The sequence below is a fragment of the Colwellia ponticola genome (assembly GCF_005885605.1).
Classification (GTDB): domain Bacteria; phylum Pseudomonadota; class Gammaproteobacteria; order Enterobacterales; family Alteromonadaceae; genus Colwellia; species Colwellia ponticola.
The window spans coordinates 67011-83818 of sequence record NZ_SZVP01000017.1; the positions used below are offsets into that span (position 1 = coordinate 67011).

General features: G+C 37.6%; 14 protein-coding genes. 9 read left to right on the top strand and 5 right to left on the bottom strand.

Features of this window, described 5'->3' with window-relative positions; translation table 11 throughout:
- Positions 1–100 precede the first annotated feature (100 nt).
- Positions 101–955, top strand: coding sequence for a LysR family transcriptional regulator (locus tag FCS21_RS14375; RefSeq protein WP_138624255.1), 855 nt, complete (start codon positions 101–103; stop codon positions 953–955).
- Between the two features lie 82 nt (positions 956–1037).
- Here the strand turns inward: FCS21_RS14375 and FCS21_RS14380 are convergent, their stop codons facing one another.
- Both FCS21_RS14380 and dnaK read right to left on the bottom strand, forming a co-directional pair.
- A complete protein-coding gene (locus tag FCS21_RS14380) occupies positions 1038–2384 on the bottom strand; it encodes a magnesium transporter (protein WP_138624256.1) in 1347 nt (448 codons plus the stop codon).
- 458 nt (positions 2385–2842) lie between these two features.
- Positions 2843–4765 (bottom strand): molecular chaperone DnaK, encoded by a 1923-nt coding sequence (gene dnaK / locus FCS21_RS14385; protein ID WP_138624257.1) that lies wholly within the window; start codon positions 4763–4765, stop codon positions 2843–2845.
- 392 nt (positions 4766–5157) lie between these two features.
- Between dnaK and FCS21_RS14390 the strand changes: the two genes are divergently transcribed.
- Complete coding sequence (locus FCS21_RS14390; RefSeq protein ID WP_138624258.1) at positions 5158–5934, top strand: Crp/Fnr family transcriptional regulator; 777 nt, start codon at positions 5158–5160, stop codon at positions 5932–5934.
- Between the two features lie 16 nt (positions 5935–5950).
- Here FCS21_RS14390 and FCS21_RS14395 read toward each other — a convergent pair whose 3' ends face one another.
- The gene (locus tag FCS21_RS14395) at positions 5951–6904 is read right to left on the bottom strand and encodes a LysR family transcriptional regulator (protein ID WP_138624259.1); all 954 of its coding nucleotides are present in this window, start codon (positions 6902–6904) and stop codon (positions 5951–5953) included.
- 192 nt (positions 6905–7096) lie between these two features.
- On the opposite strand from FCS21_RS14395, the gene FCS21_RS14400 reads away from it, so the two are divergent.
- The 7 genes from FCS21_RS14400 to FCS21_RS14430 all read left to right on the top strand — a co-directional run bounded on the left by FCS21_RS14400 (position 7097) and on the right by FCS21_RS14430 (position 13469).
- Positions 7097–8827 carry a SulP family inorganic anion transporter gene (locus tag FCS21_RS14400; protein WP_138624260.1) on the top strand — a complete coding sequence of 577 codons (1731 nt, stop codon included), beginning with the start codon at positions 7097–7099 and terminating at the stop codon, positions 8825–8827.
- Between the two features lie 139 nt (positions 8828–8966).
- Positions 8967–9404, top strand: a complete 438-nt coding sequence (locus FCS21_RS14405; protein ID WP_246047276.1) for a SirB2 family protein — start codon at positions 8967–8969, stop codon at positions 9402–9404.
- A 131-nt stretch (positions 9405–9535) separates the two neighbouring features.
- The gene (locus FCS21_RS14410) at positions 9536–10006 is read left to right on the top strand and encodes a phosphate-starvation-inducible PsiE family protein (protein ID WP_138624262.1); all 471 of its coding nucleotides are present in this window, start codon (positions 9536–9538) and stop codon (positions 10004–10006) included.
- Positions 10007–10075: 69 nt separating this feature from the next.
- Positions 10076–10765, top strand: coding sequence for a DUF2982 domain-containing protein (locus FCS21_RS14415; protein WP_138624263.1), 690 nt, complete (start codon positions 10076–10078; stop codon positions 10763–10765).
- Between the two features lie 72 nt (positions 10766–10837).
- Positions 10838–11362 carry an NADPH-dependent FMN reductase gene (locus FCS21_RS14420; RefSeq protein ID WP_138624264.1) on the top strand — a complete coding sequence of 175 codons (525 nt, stop codon included), beginning with the start codon at positions 10838–10840 and terminating at the stop codon, positions 11360–11362.
- A gap of 184 nt (positions 11363–11546) precedes the next feature.
- The gene (gene lysA / locus FCS21_RS14425) at positions 11547–12809 is read left to right on the top strand and encodes a diaminopimelate decarboxylase (RefSeq protein WP_138624265.1); all 1263 of its coding nucleotides are present in this window, start codon (positions 11547–11549) and stop codon (positions 12807–12809) included.
- A 183-nt stretch (positions 12810–12992) separates the two neighbouring features.
- On the top strand, positions 12993–13469 hold the full coding sequence (locus FCS21_RS14430; RefSeq protein WP_138624266.1) for a GNAT family N-acetyltransferase: 477 nt from the start codon (positions 12993–12995) through the stop codon (positions 13467–13469).
- A 78-nt stretch (positions 13470–13547) separates the two neighbouring features.
- Here FCS21_RS14430 and adk read toward each other — a convergent pair whose 3' ends face one another.
- On the bottom strand, positions 13548–14192 hold the full coding sequence (adk, locus tag FCS21_RS14435) for an adenylate kinase (protein WP_138624267.1): 645 nt from the start codon (positions 14190–14192) through the stop codon (positions 13548–13550).
- Between the two features lie 282 nt (positions 14193–14474).
- The gene (gene htpG, locus FCS21_RS14440; RefSeq protein ID WP_138624268.1) at positions 14475–16436 is read right to left on the bottom strand and encodes a molecular chaperone HtpG; all 1962 of its coding nucleotides are present in this window, start codon (positions 16434–16436) and stop codon (positions 14475–14477) included.
- Positions 16437–16808 lie beyond the last annotated feature (372 nt).

Consider the following 16808-nt stretch of genomic DNA (forward strand, 5'->3'; position numbering starts at 1 on the left):
TAAACTCAGTGTATCGCCTCTTTTATTAATAATAAAGCGCTATAATTTGATGAGTTCAATCAAAAAAATTGATTGAACTACTACTTAGATAGGTAATTTAATGAAAATAGAGTTATTGAAAACCTTCCTTGAAGTGACGAGAACATTACACTTTAGAATAGCCGCTGAGAATTTATTTATTACTCAGTCTGCTGTTAGCGCAAGAATTAAACTGTTAGAAGATGACTTAGGTGTGTTGTTATTTGATCGTAGTCAAAAACATTTAAAATTAACACCTGAAGGTAATCGATTAATAAAACATGCCAAAGAACTGTTGTTTATGTGGCAAAAAACCAAGCAAGATGTCGGTATTGCTGATAATGGCTCACAGCAATTAGTGATAGGCTCTATGATGTCTATATGGGATATTGTCTTACAAGACTGGCTAAAAAAAGTACACCGCAACCTTGACCAAACGAGTTTACTGACCAAAACATATTCTCAAGTAGAACTAAGAAAAAGTTTATTGACCCGTATCATAGATATTGCCTTTTTATTTGAGCCACCATATGTCGAAGATTTAATTACTAAAAAAGTAGCCAGCGTACCTTTACATCTAGTGACTACTGAGCCTTATAATGTTAGCAATAACCTTTCATTAGACCATCATATTATGGTGGATTACGGTGAAGCGGTGAATGCTCAACACTTACGCGAATTTCAATATGCGCCGCCGGCAAAACATTATATGAGTCAGCCTAGATTGGCATTAAACTTTTTATTAGACGCTGGAGGTAGTGCCTATTTACCAAGGCAAATGATCTTTGAATATACTGAAAATAAAAAACTATTCATTGTGGAAGACGCGCCCGTGTACTCACGAGAAATTTTTGCAGCTTACTTAGCTAAAAGTCAAAAGGTAGAAGTTATTCAAGATGCCCTTTTATTATTTCCTATGCTTGGTTTGTCAAAGTAACGAGTGCAGATAAGCATTTTAATGCGATGTACTTATCTACACTGTGTTGACATGCCTTTGTGGCTTTATTAACTACAGTACTTTACAGTAACAATAACGTACCGCAACCTAGAAAAGCGATAAAACCAAAGATATCAGTCACGGTAGTTAAAATAACAGCGCCAGATAAGGCGGGATCTATATTTAATTTATTCAATACCCAAGGCACCCAAACACCCGATAATGAAGCAACGAGTATATTACCTAAAATAGCCAAGCTAATGGTGATTGATAGCATAGTACTGTCAAACCAAACAAAGGTAATTAGCCCAATAACCGTCGACCAAAGTAAACCGTTAATGACACCAACTTTGAGCTCTTTCATCACTATCGCATGTCTATTGGCATCGGTAATTTGCCCTAATGCTAACCCTCTAATAATTAAAGTAAGTGTTTGGCTCCCTGAAATGCCGCCCATGGAAGCAACAACGGGCATTAATACCGCTAACGCCACAACTTGTTGTAACGTTGCTTCAAATAAGCCAATAAACCACGACGCTAAAAAGGCGGTTAATAAATTAATACCTAGCCATACCGCTCTGTTTTTACTACTTAACCAGACACTTGAGAATAAATCTTCTTCTTCGCTTAAACCTGCTGATTGAATTAACTGGTTATCTGTTTGCTGCTCTTTATATTTATAAGCGGCATGTAAATCTAACCGACCAGTTAAGCAACCATTTTCATCAACAACGGCCAAAGCAGACTTGTATGAAGAGATAACATCTTCCACGGCTTCATCAATATCTTTCGACGCTTCTAACTTTTGCACTTCTTCTAAGGTGACCTCAACTAACGGTTTATCATCGGGCATGGTGAGTAATCGATTAATGGCTATTTCACCCAATAGTTTACCTTGATTATCGGTAACGTAGATCACATCAGTTAAAGGTGATTGCTCTTTGGCACATATTTTTTTAGCGGCTAATACTTTGAGTTTTTGTGGGATTTTAATGTCATCGAAGCTTTGCCAACGCCCTACTTCACTATCTGAATAATCCTGTGCTTTTTTAAAGTTTGCTCTTTGCTTTACCGTCATTTGAGTAATAGCGTACTCAATAAGGTTATCACTTAAGTCTTCTATTAATTCAAGTAAGCTATTAGCATCGAGTTTATCAAAAAGAGTAAAGCAAGCTTCGTCACCTAACGTTGTTAGTAACATTTGTCTCGATTCGTTCTTCATTTCTAGAAAAACATCTTGCTGATAATCGCTACTTAATAAAGCCCATAAGCTAAGTCGAGGTTTAATTGGAAAAGCTTCTAACAAAATAGCAACGTGCTCTGCTAATAACGTACTTTCAATCTCACGCGCTAGCTCATTAAGCGGTAACTCATTAACAAGGAGCTCTTCAATTTTGTCGATATATTCTGGTAACAGTTCTGATGACATGAAATTTCCTTGTACATGTATTTCGTATTAGTATTGATGTGGATATTGATAAATTAACTCCTGTAATCGTTAGGCTTTATATAGTCAATATTGATTACAGCTTTTCTAGCAAACAGGGGATGTCTAGTCGCTCGCTCAAAGGTAAGAGTTTTTGTGTTAATAGTTTATCAATTATTTAAATAGTAATACTGATTATATTAACAAATTTTATAACGATTGTGACTGATACCTAATTTATTGGTCTTTTATTTCTATTGATTTAGCTATTAGTGTTTATTAAATCGAGCTGAGGTTAAGTCGCGTATCACTTTATTACAGGATGACCGGCAATAAAAAACCCTTAACAATAAATGTTAAGGGTTTTGTTGTTACTCGTTACAAGCGCATTATTGATTAAACAGTCAACTTATGTGCTAACAGTGAGTCGCACTGATTAGCCCCTGACTAAAAGTAAATGATTAACCATTACTTACCTCTTCAAAATCTGCGTCAATAATATCATCATCCTTAGCACCATCATTAGCTGCATTGTTATTATGCTGACCGGCTTGATGTTGATCTTCTTGCTGTGGACTTGCTTGGGCCTGCTCAGCTTGCATGATGTTACTGTAAGCGTCTTGCAATGCCTTAGTTCGCATGTCAATAGCGACTTTATCGTTACCATTAACTGCCATCTTAAGTTGCTCAATTAAGCTACTAAGTTTAGCTTGCTGATCATCACTCAAACTAGACATTGACGTTTGCACGGTATGAATTAATTGATCTGCCTGGTTACGTTGTTCAACTAACTCACGCTTTTGCTTATCTTCACTGGCGTGCTTTTCACCATCATTAACCATACGATTAATTTCATCTTCCGTTAAACCACTTGACGCGGTAATTTTAATACTTTGCTCTTTGCCCGTTGCTTTGTCTTTTGCTGAGACATTTAAAATACCGTCCGCATCAATATCAAAGGTGACTTCAACCTGCACTGAACCACGAGGTCCAGGATTAATATCGGTTAGGTTAAATTGACCTAACGATTTATTATCGGTCGCCATTTCACGTTGTCCCTGCAATACATGTACAGTGACCGCCGCTTGATTATCTTCAGCGGTTGAAAACGTTTGTGAAGCTCTTGTTGGTATGGTGGTATTTTTTTCAATAAGCTTGGTCATTACCCCGCCTAAGGTTTCAATACCTAGTGATAAAGGTGTTACATCAAGCAATAACACATCACCGACCGTTCCTGATAATACCCCCGCTTGAATAGAAGCACCTAAGGCAACCGCTTCATCTGGGTTAACATCTTTACGTGGCTCTTTACCAAAGAAGTTGTTAACTGCTTCTTGTACTTTAGGCATACGTGTTTGACCACCCACCAAAATCACTTGGTCTATATCAGCTTTGCTTAAACCTGCATCTTTTAAGGCTTGTTCACAAGGGGCCATGGTGTTACTAACTAATTCATCCACTAAAGACTCTAGCTTGGCACGTGTTACTTTTACGTTTAAATGTTTAGGGCCATTAGCATCAGCGGTCACATAAGGTAAGTTCACTTCAGTTTGAAGTGCTGATGATAATTCAATCTTGGCTTTTTCAGCAGCTTCTTTAATGCGCTGTAAGGCTAAGGCGTCTTGTTTAATATCAATACCATTTTCTTTTTTAAATTCATCGGCGAGATAATTAATAAGGCGTAAATCAAAGTCTTCGCCCCCTAAGAAGGTATCACCATTGGTGGCTAATACTTCAAATTGTTTTTCACCATCGACATTTGATATTTCAATAATAGACACATCAAAGGTACCGCCACCTAAGTCGTAAACCACAACTTTTTGATCGGCTTTACTATTATTATCAACACCATAAGCTAACGCTGCGGCAGTGGGTTCATTAATAATTCGCTTAACGTTAAGTCCAGCAATTTTACCGGCGTCTTTTGTTGCTTGGCGCTGCGAGTCATTAAAATAAGCTGGCACTGTGATAACTGCATCGGTTACCGTTTCACCTAAATACGCTTCCGCATCTTTTTTCAACTTGCGTAATACCTGCGCTGAAACTTCTTGTGGTGATAACGCTTTACCGTTTACTTCAACCCACGCATCACCATTGTCTGCTTTGATGATTTTATAAGGCGCTAATTTAATATCTTTTTGCACTTCTTTATCATCAAATTTACGACCAATTAAGCGTTTAATCGCAAACAGTGTGTTGGCTGCGTTAGTCACTGCCTGTCTTTTTGCTGGTTGTCCGGCTAATGTTTCATTATTTGCATAAGCAACAATCGATGGTGTGGTGCGGCTACCCTCAGCATTTTCAATTATTTTTGCCACGCCCCCTTCCATCACTGCTACACATGAATTTGTTGTACCTAAATCAATACCAATAGTTTTAGTCATTATCATCACCTTTTCTCTACCAGAGAGTTACCATATAAAAAGTCTTATGCTTGATCATTAGTACGAAATAATACTAGGGATACCCATTAAGCAGTTTGACCACATAAACAACTGAATCACATTAAGACTCGTTAGCCCTATAAGTTAACCCCTGTTGTTTGGTTAATGGCGTTATAATAGCTAAGCGTAATAAAGACGACTGTCATAAATATGACACTCACGATGATTTAATAACGTTCTAGGACTTTTTTATTTTAAATCGAAATATCAATTAATTAAAAGGCAGAATTATTCCTTAGCCTAATTAATAACACCTTTAACTTTTGCTATCTAACGATAACGAGGTAGAATAAAAAACATCCGCTTAAGCTACTATCAAAGTCACGCTAGTTATGTCTAAAGATCTCTCTCAAGACGTTATGTATTTACCACAAAAAACCAATCCGTCACTGGTTAAACAAGCAGATCTTTTTGCCGACTTACCGCTTAAATTAATTGAAGATTTTCAACAAGAGTTCCAGCTCAGTGAGTGGCACAAAGGCGATTACATTAATGCAGACATTTTAACACAACGATTTTTTGTGGTTATTGATGGCAGTGTAGAAATGAAACAAAGCAACCCCGAGACCGGTAGAGAAGCGACCTTAGACATGCTTTATGCAGGTGATTGTTTTGATTTAATAGTATTATTTGATGACAAGCCCCACCCGGTAATTATTTCCCCGCTAACGACGGTAAAACTGTTATCAGTAAAGTTAGCAACCATGCGCCATTGGTTATGGACCTATCCTGAGTTTAATAAACAGTTTATGCCTTACTTAGCCAAGAAAATGCGCGAGAAAGAGCAACAAGCTAGTAGTCTCGTTTTACATGATGTCACCACGCGTTTAAGCCGTATTATTTTAGAACACATTAATAAGATTAAAACGTATACTGGCACGCTAGCCCAAGAGCACCAACATCATTTAGTGAATGGTTTAACCGATGAAACTCTCGCTCGCATGACTGGCTCTGTTAGACAAGTGATTAATAAACAATTACAGCACTGGAAAAAAGCCGGCATTATTGATAAAAAACGTAATCAACTTATTATTAAAGATTTGGAAGCCTTAGAAGCTGCCGCCAAATACACCGAAAAATTAGCTAATGCACCGCTTGTAAAAACCTAATACCCAATGATAAAAGTTACTTGGTATAGGCCAACTCACTTTTTACCATTTCTTGTTGCAGTAATTGACGACCATTACTTTCAATATGATTAAGAAACTCACTGGCAATTAAGGTTTGTCGTTTCGCCTTAGACCACACAAAAAACCAATTAGAATTAATCGGCAACTCTTTTATCGGTAAGCGCACCAAGCCACGCTGCCCACCATAAAGTAAAGTATGAGCTGATAATATAGAGATACCTAACTTTGACATAACCAAATGTTTAATGGCTTCGTTACTCTCAATGGTCATTTTTATATTCAAATTAACCTGATGTTGTTTTAAAAACTCTTCAATAGCATAACGTGTTCCTGAGCCCTGCTCACGCATTAAAAAAGGCTCTTGACATAAATCTTTTAGTGTTAGGTTTTTCTTTTTCGCGATGGGGTGATCTTCATGAGCAATAGCAACTAGTGGATTTTTTAAAAACTCAATGGCCTCTGTTTCTATATCGGTAGGTGGGTGACTAAATACATAAAAGTCGTCAACACCTTGTTTCAAACGCTCAATGGTTTGCTCTCTATTCCCTATATTGAGCTGTATATCTATGTCGGGGTATTGCTCTAAAAAAGGTCCCAATAAATGAGGGATAAAATATTCAGACGTGGTAACCACCGCTAACCTTAACGTACCAGATTTGAAGCCTTTAATATTACCTATAGCCATATCTAATCGGGCAAAACTATCAAGTACTTCTACCGCCGTTTTAACCAATTCTAAACCAATATCAGTAAAGACTACTTGTCTATTGGTATAATTAAATAAAGTAGCGCCCATCGCTTGTGAAAGTTTTTTCATTTGAATGGAAATGGTGGGTTGAGTTAAAAAAAGCGTTTTTGCCGCCTCTTTAATGCTGCCTTTATCGTGTACTGATAATAATATTTCCAGCTGTCTTATCGTACCAACATGGGCATGAAGTCTTGATTTCATTGTCTCAACCAGTATAAATAGAGTTTTATCTATTTATACTATAGGTACTATCAATTTTTATCTATCTATTTTTTTTGCCATAATCACACTCATCGGACTAATTTATTGATCCGTTTAGTATAAACTTAGCTTATTGGTAAAAGTTTGCTATCTAAGCGATAGTATTCCCGTTTTTTACAAAGGATTAAAATTTTGTTTGGCAACCGTTTTAAAGATATTAACCTCAAAGGTGACTTATTTGGTGGTGTTACCACCGCGATTATCTCTTTACCATTAGCACTAGCCTTTGGTGTCGCATCAGGAGCAGGCGCGGAAGCAGGGCTATGGGGCGCCATAATGGTTGGCTTTTTCGCGGCCTTATTTGGTGGTTCATCAAGCTTAATATCAGAGCCTACCGGCCCTATGACCGTTATTATGACTGCGGTATTAACCACTATGATGGCTAAGTACCCTGAAACAGGGATGGCTATTTCATTTACCATTGTAATGATGGCTGGCGCATTTCAAGTGTTACTCGGCACGCTCAAACTTGGTAAATATATAACGTTAATGCCTTATAGTGTTATTTCTGGCTTTATGTCGGGCATTGGTGTCATTTTAATTATCTTACAAATATCTCCTATGTTAGGTCATGCCAGTCCAACGGGTGGCGTAACGGGTACGTTATCAGCCTTACCTAACATGCTAGCCAACATTAAATTTAGTGAGCTGTTTTTAGCATTACTCACCTTAGGCATTTTATTTTACTTACCAGCAAAATACCGAAAATATGTACCTGCCCAGCTGGTGGCATTAGTGGCTGTCACATTAATATCGATGCTTTTATTTAGCAGTGATGATATTCGCCGCATCGGTGAAATCCCCGCTGGCTTACCCTCTTTAGTTATACCGCAGTTTAACGCTGAAGTTTTTATCACTATGGTGGTCAATGCTTTGGTACTTGGCACACTAGGCTGTATTGATACCTTACTTACCGCCGTTATTGGCGACTCATTAACACGTAAAGAGCACAACCCCGATAAAGAATTACGTGGTCAAGGTATCGCTAATATGATGTCTGGTTTATTTGGTGCCTTGCCAGGCGCCGGCGCAACTATGGGAACAGTAACGAATATTCAAGTTGGCGCTAGCTCACCAATATCAGGAATAATACGTGCTTTAGTGCTTGCGCTAGTGGTATTAGTGGCGGGTGGTTTAACTGAGCCTATTCCTATGGCTGTGTTGGCGGGTATTGCCGTTTATGTCGGTTTTAATATTCTTGACTGGAGCTTTATTCAGCGAGCCCATAAAGTCAGTATGCAAGGCATGGTAATAATGTATGGTGTTATGTTATTAACGGTTTTTGTCGATTTAATGGTTGCCGTTGGCTTAGGCGTTTTTATCTCTAATATTATCGTTATTGAACGATTAAGTAGAGAGCAAGCACGTCAAGTAAAAGCAATAAGCGATACTGATGGTGACGATATACCACTAACAAACCGTGAACAAAGATTACTCGAAAAAGCCCATGGTAGAGTATTGTTCTTCTATCTATCAGGTCCGATGATATTTAGTGTTTCAAAAGCAATATCTCGCCAGCACACCAAGGTCGCTAATTATGATGTTATGATCCTCGATCTCACTGACGTACCTATGATTGATTCTACCGTAGGACTTGCACTTGAAAACGCGGTAAAAGATGCGCTAGATGCACAATGTAAGGTATTACTCTTGTGTCCTAATACTCAAACATATAAGCAATTGCAAAAGTGTGATGTATTAACTTTAGTCTCGGATGAAAATATTTATTCATGCCGCTATAAAGCATTACAAGCAGCACTGAAATACGTGGAAAGCTCTGAGCAAAGTGCTGACAATAACAATGAAGCAGTTAATGAAAAAACGACAGAACAAAGCGATATAGAAATAACTAATAAAATTTAACAACTAAATAAGCTATTCAGTAGCGCATTATAAAAGTGAGTATTTTCATAAGATAAACAAACTATATACTAAAAATTACCGTATCAATTAACTATTACACCCTATAATACATATTCACTCTAGGAAAAATAACATGTACATGATGATTAAACACACCCATCTAACTATTATTGCGTTAACATTTATCTTATTCGTTATCAGCTTTGTGTTGACCATAAGAGCCTCTGACAAGGCTAATAATAAATTATTAAAGGTTGCTCCTCATATTTTGTATACCTTTTTTATCGGTACCATTATTTACCTAGCCGCGGTAAACCCACTTAATTTGTACCCAATATTTAATGGTTGGGCATCGGCTAAATTGGCTGGTTTCGTTTTCTACGTACTTTCCATTGCTTTTGCACTTAAATGGGCTAAAACAACATTATGGCGTATTGCCGGTTTCTTAAGTGCGGTATTTTGGTTAGCGATGACTGCTCGATTAGGCTTTGCTGACCACCTTAAAGTAGAAAATATTAATGAACAAGCGACAACATACATCGAATTAGCACGCTCTATATTAACGGTAACTAGTTAAGCGTTATGTGTGAATTGTTACAAACAGACAAATAAGTAAAGCAGCGTAAACTAACTAGAGGTCAGTTATTAACACAAAGCTTGATAATTGACCTAAGTTATTAAGAGTAGCCCTACCTTAATAGGAGACTTATGAAACACGAAGAACTACCTGAAAACCACTCAGATCCCTTGTTAAAGGTGTTGCATCGTTCTATTCGCTTTGCTATTAAAATACTTGCACTACTTATGGTATTAGTTATTTATTGGAGTATTGCCGATGTTGTTTATGTGCTGTACTTAAAACTCTCGACACCCCCCTACTTTCTGTTAGATATAGAAGATATCTTGCAAACTTTTGCTGCTTTTATGGTGGTATTAATAGCTGTTGAAATTTTTATTAACATTCGTTTATATCTCGGCTCAAATGTTATCCCGGTAGAGTTGGTAGTTGGTACTGCTTTAATGGCTGTTGCTCGTAAAATCATTGTCTTAGATTTAAAGCTTGTTTCTGCCGATCAAATAATAGGCCTTGCCTTAGTCATCATGTCTTTAGGTGTAACTTATTGGTTAATAAGAAAAAAGAATAATCGCACTAACGATGAAGTAAAAGATAAAACATAACAGTCGTTATTTTCATCTATGCTTGAAGTTTAATACTATCAGCTTAAGTAATTAGCCGACGAGGCGATAATGGCAAACGAATTACCCGTTATTAATATTAAAGCGCAGAGTAATCATCATGCAGTTTTTTTAATGCTGACCGCTTCTTTTATCGCTTTTACTACTCTTGTTTTTAGTCAAGGTTATTGGCGTCAATTTCAATTACCGCTGATATTTATTTACTTGTCTGCCTTAGTTACCTTTATCACCGGTTTAGCAAAATACCTGCAGCCACCTTATAGTTTATACCTTACGCCTAAAGTGATAAAGTACCAACATAGGTATGGGCAGTGGTACATTAACTGGCAGCAAATACAACGAATCTCATTAATCAATGAAACTTATGGTTTAAATAGTATACAGTTACCTTATATAGGTATTCGTTTACTGGATTTATCTATAATCGCAACACATATTTCACCGCGTCTAGCTAATCGTCTCATACACGAACAAAGACCTTTACTGGCGCTGGCCATTAAAATGGGTTATTTAACTTTGCAGCAAAGCGTGCTTAATTTTGAGCCGTATGTTTTGCCTTCTGGTGAAAGATTAAAAGGACCGTTAGCCGCCTTTCTTCATCATAGTGCTGCCCTTCATAACGCATTGGGCTATCACTTATTTTTACCTGAAAGTGCTATTGATCGTGAACTTAGTGAGTTTTGTACATTGCTAAATCAATGCATGCGATCTGCTAGTAAATACCACGAAGCGCCAAGGTAAGTAACACGTTAATTAGTGATCTCAGCTAGTTAAATAAGTAAATTATTATCATCTAACCAAGGATACATCAATATGAAATTATTAGCTTTTGCAGCCAGCAGTAGCTCAACCTCAATCAACAAAAAACTAGTGACTTACGCAGCATCATTAGTTGCTAATGCAACGGTAGAAATAATTGATATAAACGATTATGAAATGCCACTGTTTAGCGAAGATAAAGAAGCATTAGGTCTGCCTGCTGCCGCCCAAGCCTTTTACCAAAAGTTAGGTCAAGCAGATGCTATTGTTATTTCATTTGCTGAGCATAATGGCTCATATACAGCCGCCTATAAAAACTTATTTGATTGGACTACGCGTATTGATATGAAAATATTTCAGCATAAACCGGTAGTATTTCTCGCCACATCTCCTGGGCCTGGTGGCGCGCAATCAGTATTATCTAGCGCAGTAAACTCAGCTCATTTTTTTGCTGCTGATGTTAAAGCAAGTGTGTCTGTGCCCAGTTTTTTTGATAATTACGATGGTGAAAAACAACAAATAACTAACCCAGCCATTGTAAGTGAATTAAGCTCTGCCCTTGGTAAACTCAATAACTAAATGAGCTTAGCGGCTAAAAGTATTATTATAATATTACTGCAATCAACTCAAGTTACCCGTTATAGTATTTTACCTGCGTAATAATACAATTAGCCCTTGAAAGATTGCACTTAGCCCTTGAATAGTGACACGAGTTAGCATAGATTTAGCTACATTCTGATCCTCAATACATGATAATTATTCTATGACCCCAGTTAGCTACTTCCCGTACAAAAATAATAAAATGTTTGTTGAAGATATTGCTATTAGTGATATTGCTCAGCAGGTACAAACTCCGTTTTATTGCTACTCAAGCACGGCCATTGAAACTAGTTTTCAAGATTATCAACTGGCTTTTAGCAATCAAGATGCTTTAGTCTGTTACGCCGTAAAGGCGAATAGTAACCAAGCAGTACTTGCTACCTTAGCTAAATTAGGTTCTGGTGCTGATGTAGTCTCAATGGGAGAAATACGCCGTGCTATAACCGCAGGTATCCCAGCAAATAAAATTGTTTATTCTGGTGTCGCTAAAACACAAGAAGAGATTAGCTACGCCCTCACTTTAGGCATATTTCAATTTAATGTAGAATCTGAGCCTGAACTAGAGCTGATATCAAAAGTAGCAACATCACTTAACAAAACAGCTGCCATTGCTTTTCGTATTAACCCCAATGTTTGTGCGCAAACTCATGAAAAGATCTCTACGGGCAAAGCTGAAAACAAATTTGGTGTGCCTATTTCAAAAGCACGACTTGCTTATAAACAAGCCGCTTCATTACCGGGTATAAAAGTGCAAGGCGTTGATGTACATATTGGCTCACAGTTAACCAATTTAGCCCCTTTTAAAGAAGCCTACCAGCACATTGCTGAGTTGGTAGTTGATTTAAGAGCTGATGGCCATGACATCAGTGTCATTGATGTTGGTGGTGGTTTAGGTATTACTTACCTGGATGAAGTGATCCCAAGCAAACAAACTTATGCAGACTTAGTTCATGCCCAACTCGGTCACTTAAATTGCAAAATCATTATTGAACCTGGTCGTTCATTAGTAGGCAATGCAGGTATTCTAGTTTCCAGTGTTGTTTTTGTTAAAAATGGTGAAGAACGTCAATTTTTAATGCTTGATGCCGGTATGAATGATTTAGTCAGACCAAGTATGTATGACGCATATCATGAAATTATTGCTGTCAATAAAAGCAACGACACGCTAAAAACTTATGACGTAGTGGGCCCAGTTTGTGAAACAGGTGACACCTTTGCTAAAGCAAGGCAAGTACATGAATCTGAAGCCGGCGATTTAATTGCTATCCTGAGCAGTGGTGCTTATGGCGCAGTCATGTCGTCTGGTTATAATACGCGTATGTTAGCCCCTGAAGTCATGGTGAAGGGTAACGAATTTGCTATCGTAAGAAAGCGCCCAAGTTATGAAGAAATAATTAAACAAGACATTACACCAAACTGGCTGTAATACTATGATGACTGCTTATTACTATAACTTAGCTATAAGTAGTCACCTATCACATTGCTTTTATTATGAATATGTTCAACTTACCTTAACTAATGTATCAATCTAAGCTTTAATGCTAAAGATTAAGGCACTGATACACCTAGACGCCTGATCATTTCTAAATACCTTATAGTACCTCTTACCATGACAAAATATATCACTTGGCAAACTAAACACTTTGTAGCGTTATCGCTTAACCAATTATATGAAATGCTAAAGTTACGTGTTGATGTATTTGTTGTTGAGCAAAACTGTCATTACCCTGATCTTGATAGTGATAGAGCACTCTTAGATAGGCATCCGCAAACGCTGCATCTCTTAGGCTACCAAGGCGAACAGCTAGTTGCTTACCTTCGTATTTTACCAAAGGGGCAAAGCTATGCCGACTATGTCAGTATTGGGCGAGTCGTTACCAGCCCCAAAGTAAGAGGAGACGGTTTAGGTCATGAGCTAATGGCTAAAGGAGTAACCGTGTGTCAGCAGTATTTTCCTAAACAAAATATTAAGATATCTGCACAGCAGCATTTAAAATATTTTTATCAACAACATGGATTCAGTCAAGTCTCAGCAATGTACTTAGAAGATGATATACCGCACATTGCTATGACTAGAAAATCATAATAATAGTTATCTAGAAAACAAAAAACTCGCCTAAGCGAGTTTTTTAATGGTTCAATGTTCAGTCTACATTAATATAAATTAAGCTAACTGTGTTGATAATAACTGGTTAACTTTTTCAACAGCTTGTGTGCCATCAATAGTCAAGTAGCTACAATTACCCGATTTAGCTTCTGCTTGATAAAAATCAACCAACGGCTTAGTTTGCTCATGATAAATAGCTAAACGTTTACGTACTGTTGTTTCTTCATCATCTGGACGAATAGACAAATCATCACCAGTAACGTCATCTTTACCTTCAACCTTTGGTGGATTGTAAACAAGGTGGTAAGTACGACCTGAGCCAGAATGTACACGACGACCAGCCATACGCTCAACAATGACTTCATCAGGAACGTCAAATTCAAGTACGTGATCAACGTTAATGCCATTTTCTTTCATGGCATCTGCTTGTGGGATTGTGCGTGGAAAGCCATCAAGTAAAAAGCCCGCTTTACAATCTTCTTGAGCTACACGCTCTTTTACTAGACCAATAATTAGTTCATCAGACACTAATTGTCCAGCATCCATTACTGCTTGAGCTTTAATGCCTAGCTCTGTCCCTGCTTTGATAGCAGCGCGCAGCATATCGCCCGTTGAGATCTGTGGTATACCAAATTTAGCCATTAAAAATTGTGCTTGAGTGCCTTTACCAGCGCCCGGAGCACCTAATAAAACAATGCGCATATTATGTAACCTTAAATTGATGGTTGAAGTGAGTATTACCTTTGCTAAATAATGAAGCGCTCAATTTGCTACAACAGATTTAATTTAACAAAGGTAATATTTCTTAGCTTTACGTTAAAGCCGGCAGACACTATACAAGTTAGCCTATGTGCAAACAAGTAGTGAAAGCCCTGATTCATAAAAAAAGGAGGTGTTTCACGCATGAAAACCTCCTTTTTTAGACTAAAGTCTTAACTAAATAATACCTAAATATTACTTAAAGATGACATTATGATGAAATTGCTATTTTGTCAGGCTCAACATTAACTTATTCAAGCGTGCAACAAAGCTCGCCGGATCTTTCAAGCTACCACGTTCCGCTAACATCGCTTGCTCGAATAATACCTCAACCCATTGACCAAATTTTTCATCATCCTGCTCATCAGCAACATGCTTAATAAGTGAGTGTTCACCATTAATCTCAAAAATTGGTAATGTTTCTGGTACTTCTTGACCAACAGAGGCCATTAGCTTAGCCATTTGACTACTCATATCGTTCTCATCAGCAACAATACATGCAGGTGAGTCAGTTAGTCGTTGTGATAACTTAACCTCTTTAACTTTACCTTTTAGGCTGTCTTTAATACGTTTAACAACTGAATCAAACTCTTTCTCAAGTTTTTCTTGTGCTTCTTTAGTTTCAGCATCATCCATATCGCCAAGATCAAGGCCACCACGAGTCACTGACTGTAGTTGCTTACCATCAAAATCTGTTAAATGGCTCACTAACCATTCATCAATGCGGTCTGACATGAGTAATACTTCAATGCCTTTTTTGCGGAAAACCTCTAGATGAGGGCTATTTTTAGCCGCTTCAAAGCTATCTGCAACCACATAATAAATTTTATCCTGGCCTTCTTTCATGCGTTCAACATAAGCAGCTAACGAAACGTTTTGTAGGCTTGTATCATCATTAGTAGAAGCAAAACGTAGTAAACCAGCAACTTGCTCTTTGTTAGCGTGATCTTCTGCTGGGCCTTCTTTTAATACTTGACCAAATTCATCCCAGAAACCTTGATACTTATCAGCATCGTTTTTACCTAGCTTTTCAAGCATTTTTAAAACGCGTTTAGTACAACCTTTACGGATCGCTTGCGTAATTTTATTATCTTGTAAAATCTCACGAGAAACGTTCAATGGCAAGTCATTCGAATCTAAAAGACCTTTAACAAAACGCAAGTAAGTTGGCATGAATTGTTCTGCATCATCCATAATAAATACACGTTGCACAAACAACTTCAAGCCATGTTGTTTTTCACGGTTGTACATATCAAATGGTGCTTTAGATGGCACGTATAATAATGAGGTATATTCAGTTTTACCTTCAACTTTATTATGTTCCCAAAGTAATGGGTCACCAAAATCATGTGAAACGTGCTTATAAAATTCTTTGTACTCATCTTCAGAGACATCTGCTTTTTCACGCGTCCATAAAGCCGTCGCTTTGTTAACCGCTTCCCAAAGAGCAGGAACAGCATCTTTCGCTTCAACAGCAGGTACAGTTACATTACCTTCGTCATCTTTAACTTCTTCTTTCGCTTCAACTGCAGGTACTTCAGGTGTTAACATTTGTACTGATACTGAAATATGATCTGAGTATTTAGTTACAATTGACTTTAAACGCCAATCATCAGCGAACTCAGACTCATCTTCTTTTAAGTGAAGAATAATATCAGTACCACGATTAGTTTTCTCAATCTTAGCTGTAGTAAATTCACCTTCACCTGCGCTTACCCACTCAACGCCGTTTGATGCCTCATCTCCAGCTTTACGCGTACGTACAGTTACTTTATCTGCAACAATAAAAGCTGAATAGAAGCCAACACCAAATTGGCCAATAAGTTGTGAATCAGAGGCTTGATCACCAGATAGTTGCGAGAAAAATTCAGCGGTACCTGACTTAGCAATAGTACCTAGATGCTCAATAACATCTTCTTGGTTCATACCAATGCCGTTATCAGAGATAGTTACCGTATTATTTTCTTTATCGCAGCTAACACGAACACGTAAATCACCATCATTTTCATATAAGCTATTATTAGATAACGCTTTAAAACGAAGTTTATCGGCTGCATCAGCAGCATTTGATACTAATTCGCGTAAGAAAATTTCTTTATTTGAATAAAGTGAATGGATCATTAATTGAAGTATTTTTGCATTATCTGATGCAAACTGATGGTTTTCTACTTGATTGGCTTCAGACATCTGAAACATCTCCTGTTATTAAATAAGGTTATAAATATTCGATAACAATGATGTTGGGCATATAGTAGATATTTCAAGGATACTGGTAGAAAAAATCACAAAAAATTCATTTTAGATAGCAAAGAATCATTGGCTAATAACGCCATTCTTAATTTACTTCAGCAACTTACATCTGCTAGATCGGCACGATCGCAGTGGGGTGTGACGGTTTTGTCGAGGCAAGCATCGACTTATACGACAACTAACCATGCAATCCGTTCATTTTTCAAATCCCAGGAAGCAAAAAACCCGTAGCGTTAACGACGGGTTTCTTTAGTGCTTTCGCACAAATGAGCCGTGGAGAATGTCCGGCTACGCTCTCACATGGGCATG

Bases quoted from the DNA above. Each gene is read 5' to 3' on its own strand.
- FCS21_RS14375 (WP_138624255.1), top strand. From the start codon at position 101: ATGAAAATAGAGTTATTGAAAACCTTCCTTGAAGTGACGAGAACATTA.
- lysA (WP_138624265.1), top strand. From the start codon at position 11,547: ATGACCCCAGTTAGCTACTTCCCGTACAAAAATAATAAAATGTTTGTT.
- dnaK (WP_138624257.1), bottom strand. From the start codon at position 4,765: ATGACTAAAACTATTGGTATTGATTTAGGTACAACAAATTCATGTGTA.
- FCS21_RS14420 (WP_138624264.1), top strand. From the start codon at position 10,838: ATGAAATTATTAGCTTTTGCAGCCAGCAGTAGCTCAACCTCAATCAAC.
- FCS21_RS14380 (WP_138624256.1), bottom strand. From the start codon at position 2,384: ATGTCATCAGAACTGTTACCAGAATATATCGACAAAATTGAAGAGCTC.
- FCS21_RS14410 (WP_138624262.1), top strand. From the start codon at position 9,536: ATGAAACACGAAGAACTACCTGAAAACCACTCAGATCCCTTGTTAAAG.
- adk (WP_138624267.1), bottom strand. From the start codon at position 14,192: ATGCGCATTGTTTTATTAGGTGCTCCGGGCGCTGGTAAAGGCACTCAA.
- FCS21_RS14405 (WP_246047276.1), top strand. From the start codon at position 8,967: ATGATGATTAAACACACCCATCTAACTATTATTGCGTTAACATTTATC.
- FCS21_RS14415 (WP_138624263.1), top strand. From the start codon at position 10,076: ATGGCAAACGAATTACCCGTTATTAATATTAAAGCGCAGAGTAATCAT.
- FCS21_RS14395 (WP_138624259.1), bottom strand. From the start codon at position 6,904: ATGAAATCAAGACTTCATGCCCATGTTGGTACGATAAGACAGCTGGAA.
- FCS21_RS14430 (WP_138624266.1), top strand. From the start codon at position 12,993: ATGACAAAATATATCACTTGGCAAACTAAACACTTTGTAGCGTTATCG.
- htpG (WP_138624268.1), bottom strand. From the start codon at position 16,436: ATGTCTGAAGCCAATCAAGTAGAAAACCATCAGTTTGCATCAGATAAT.
- FCS21_RS14390 (WP_138624258.1), top strand. From the start codon at position 5,158: ATGTCTAAAGATCTCTCTCAAGACGTTATGTATTTACCACAAAAAACC.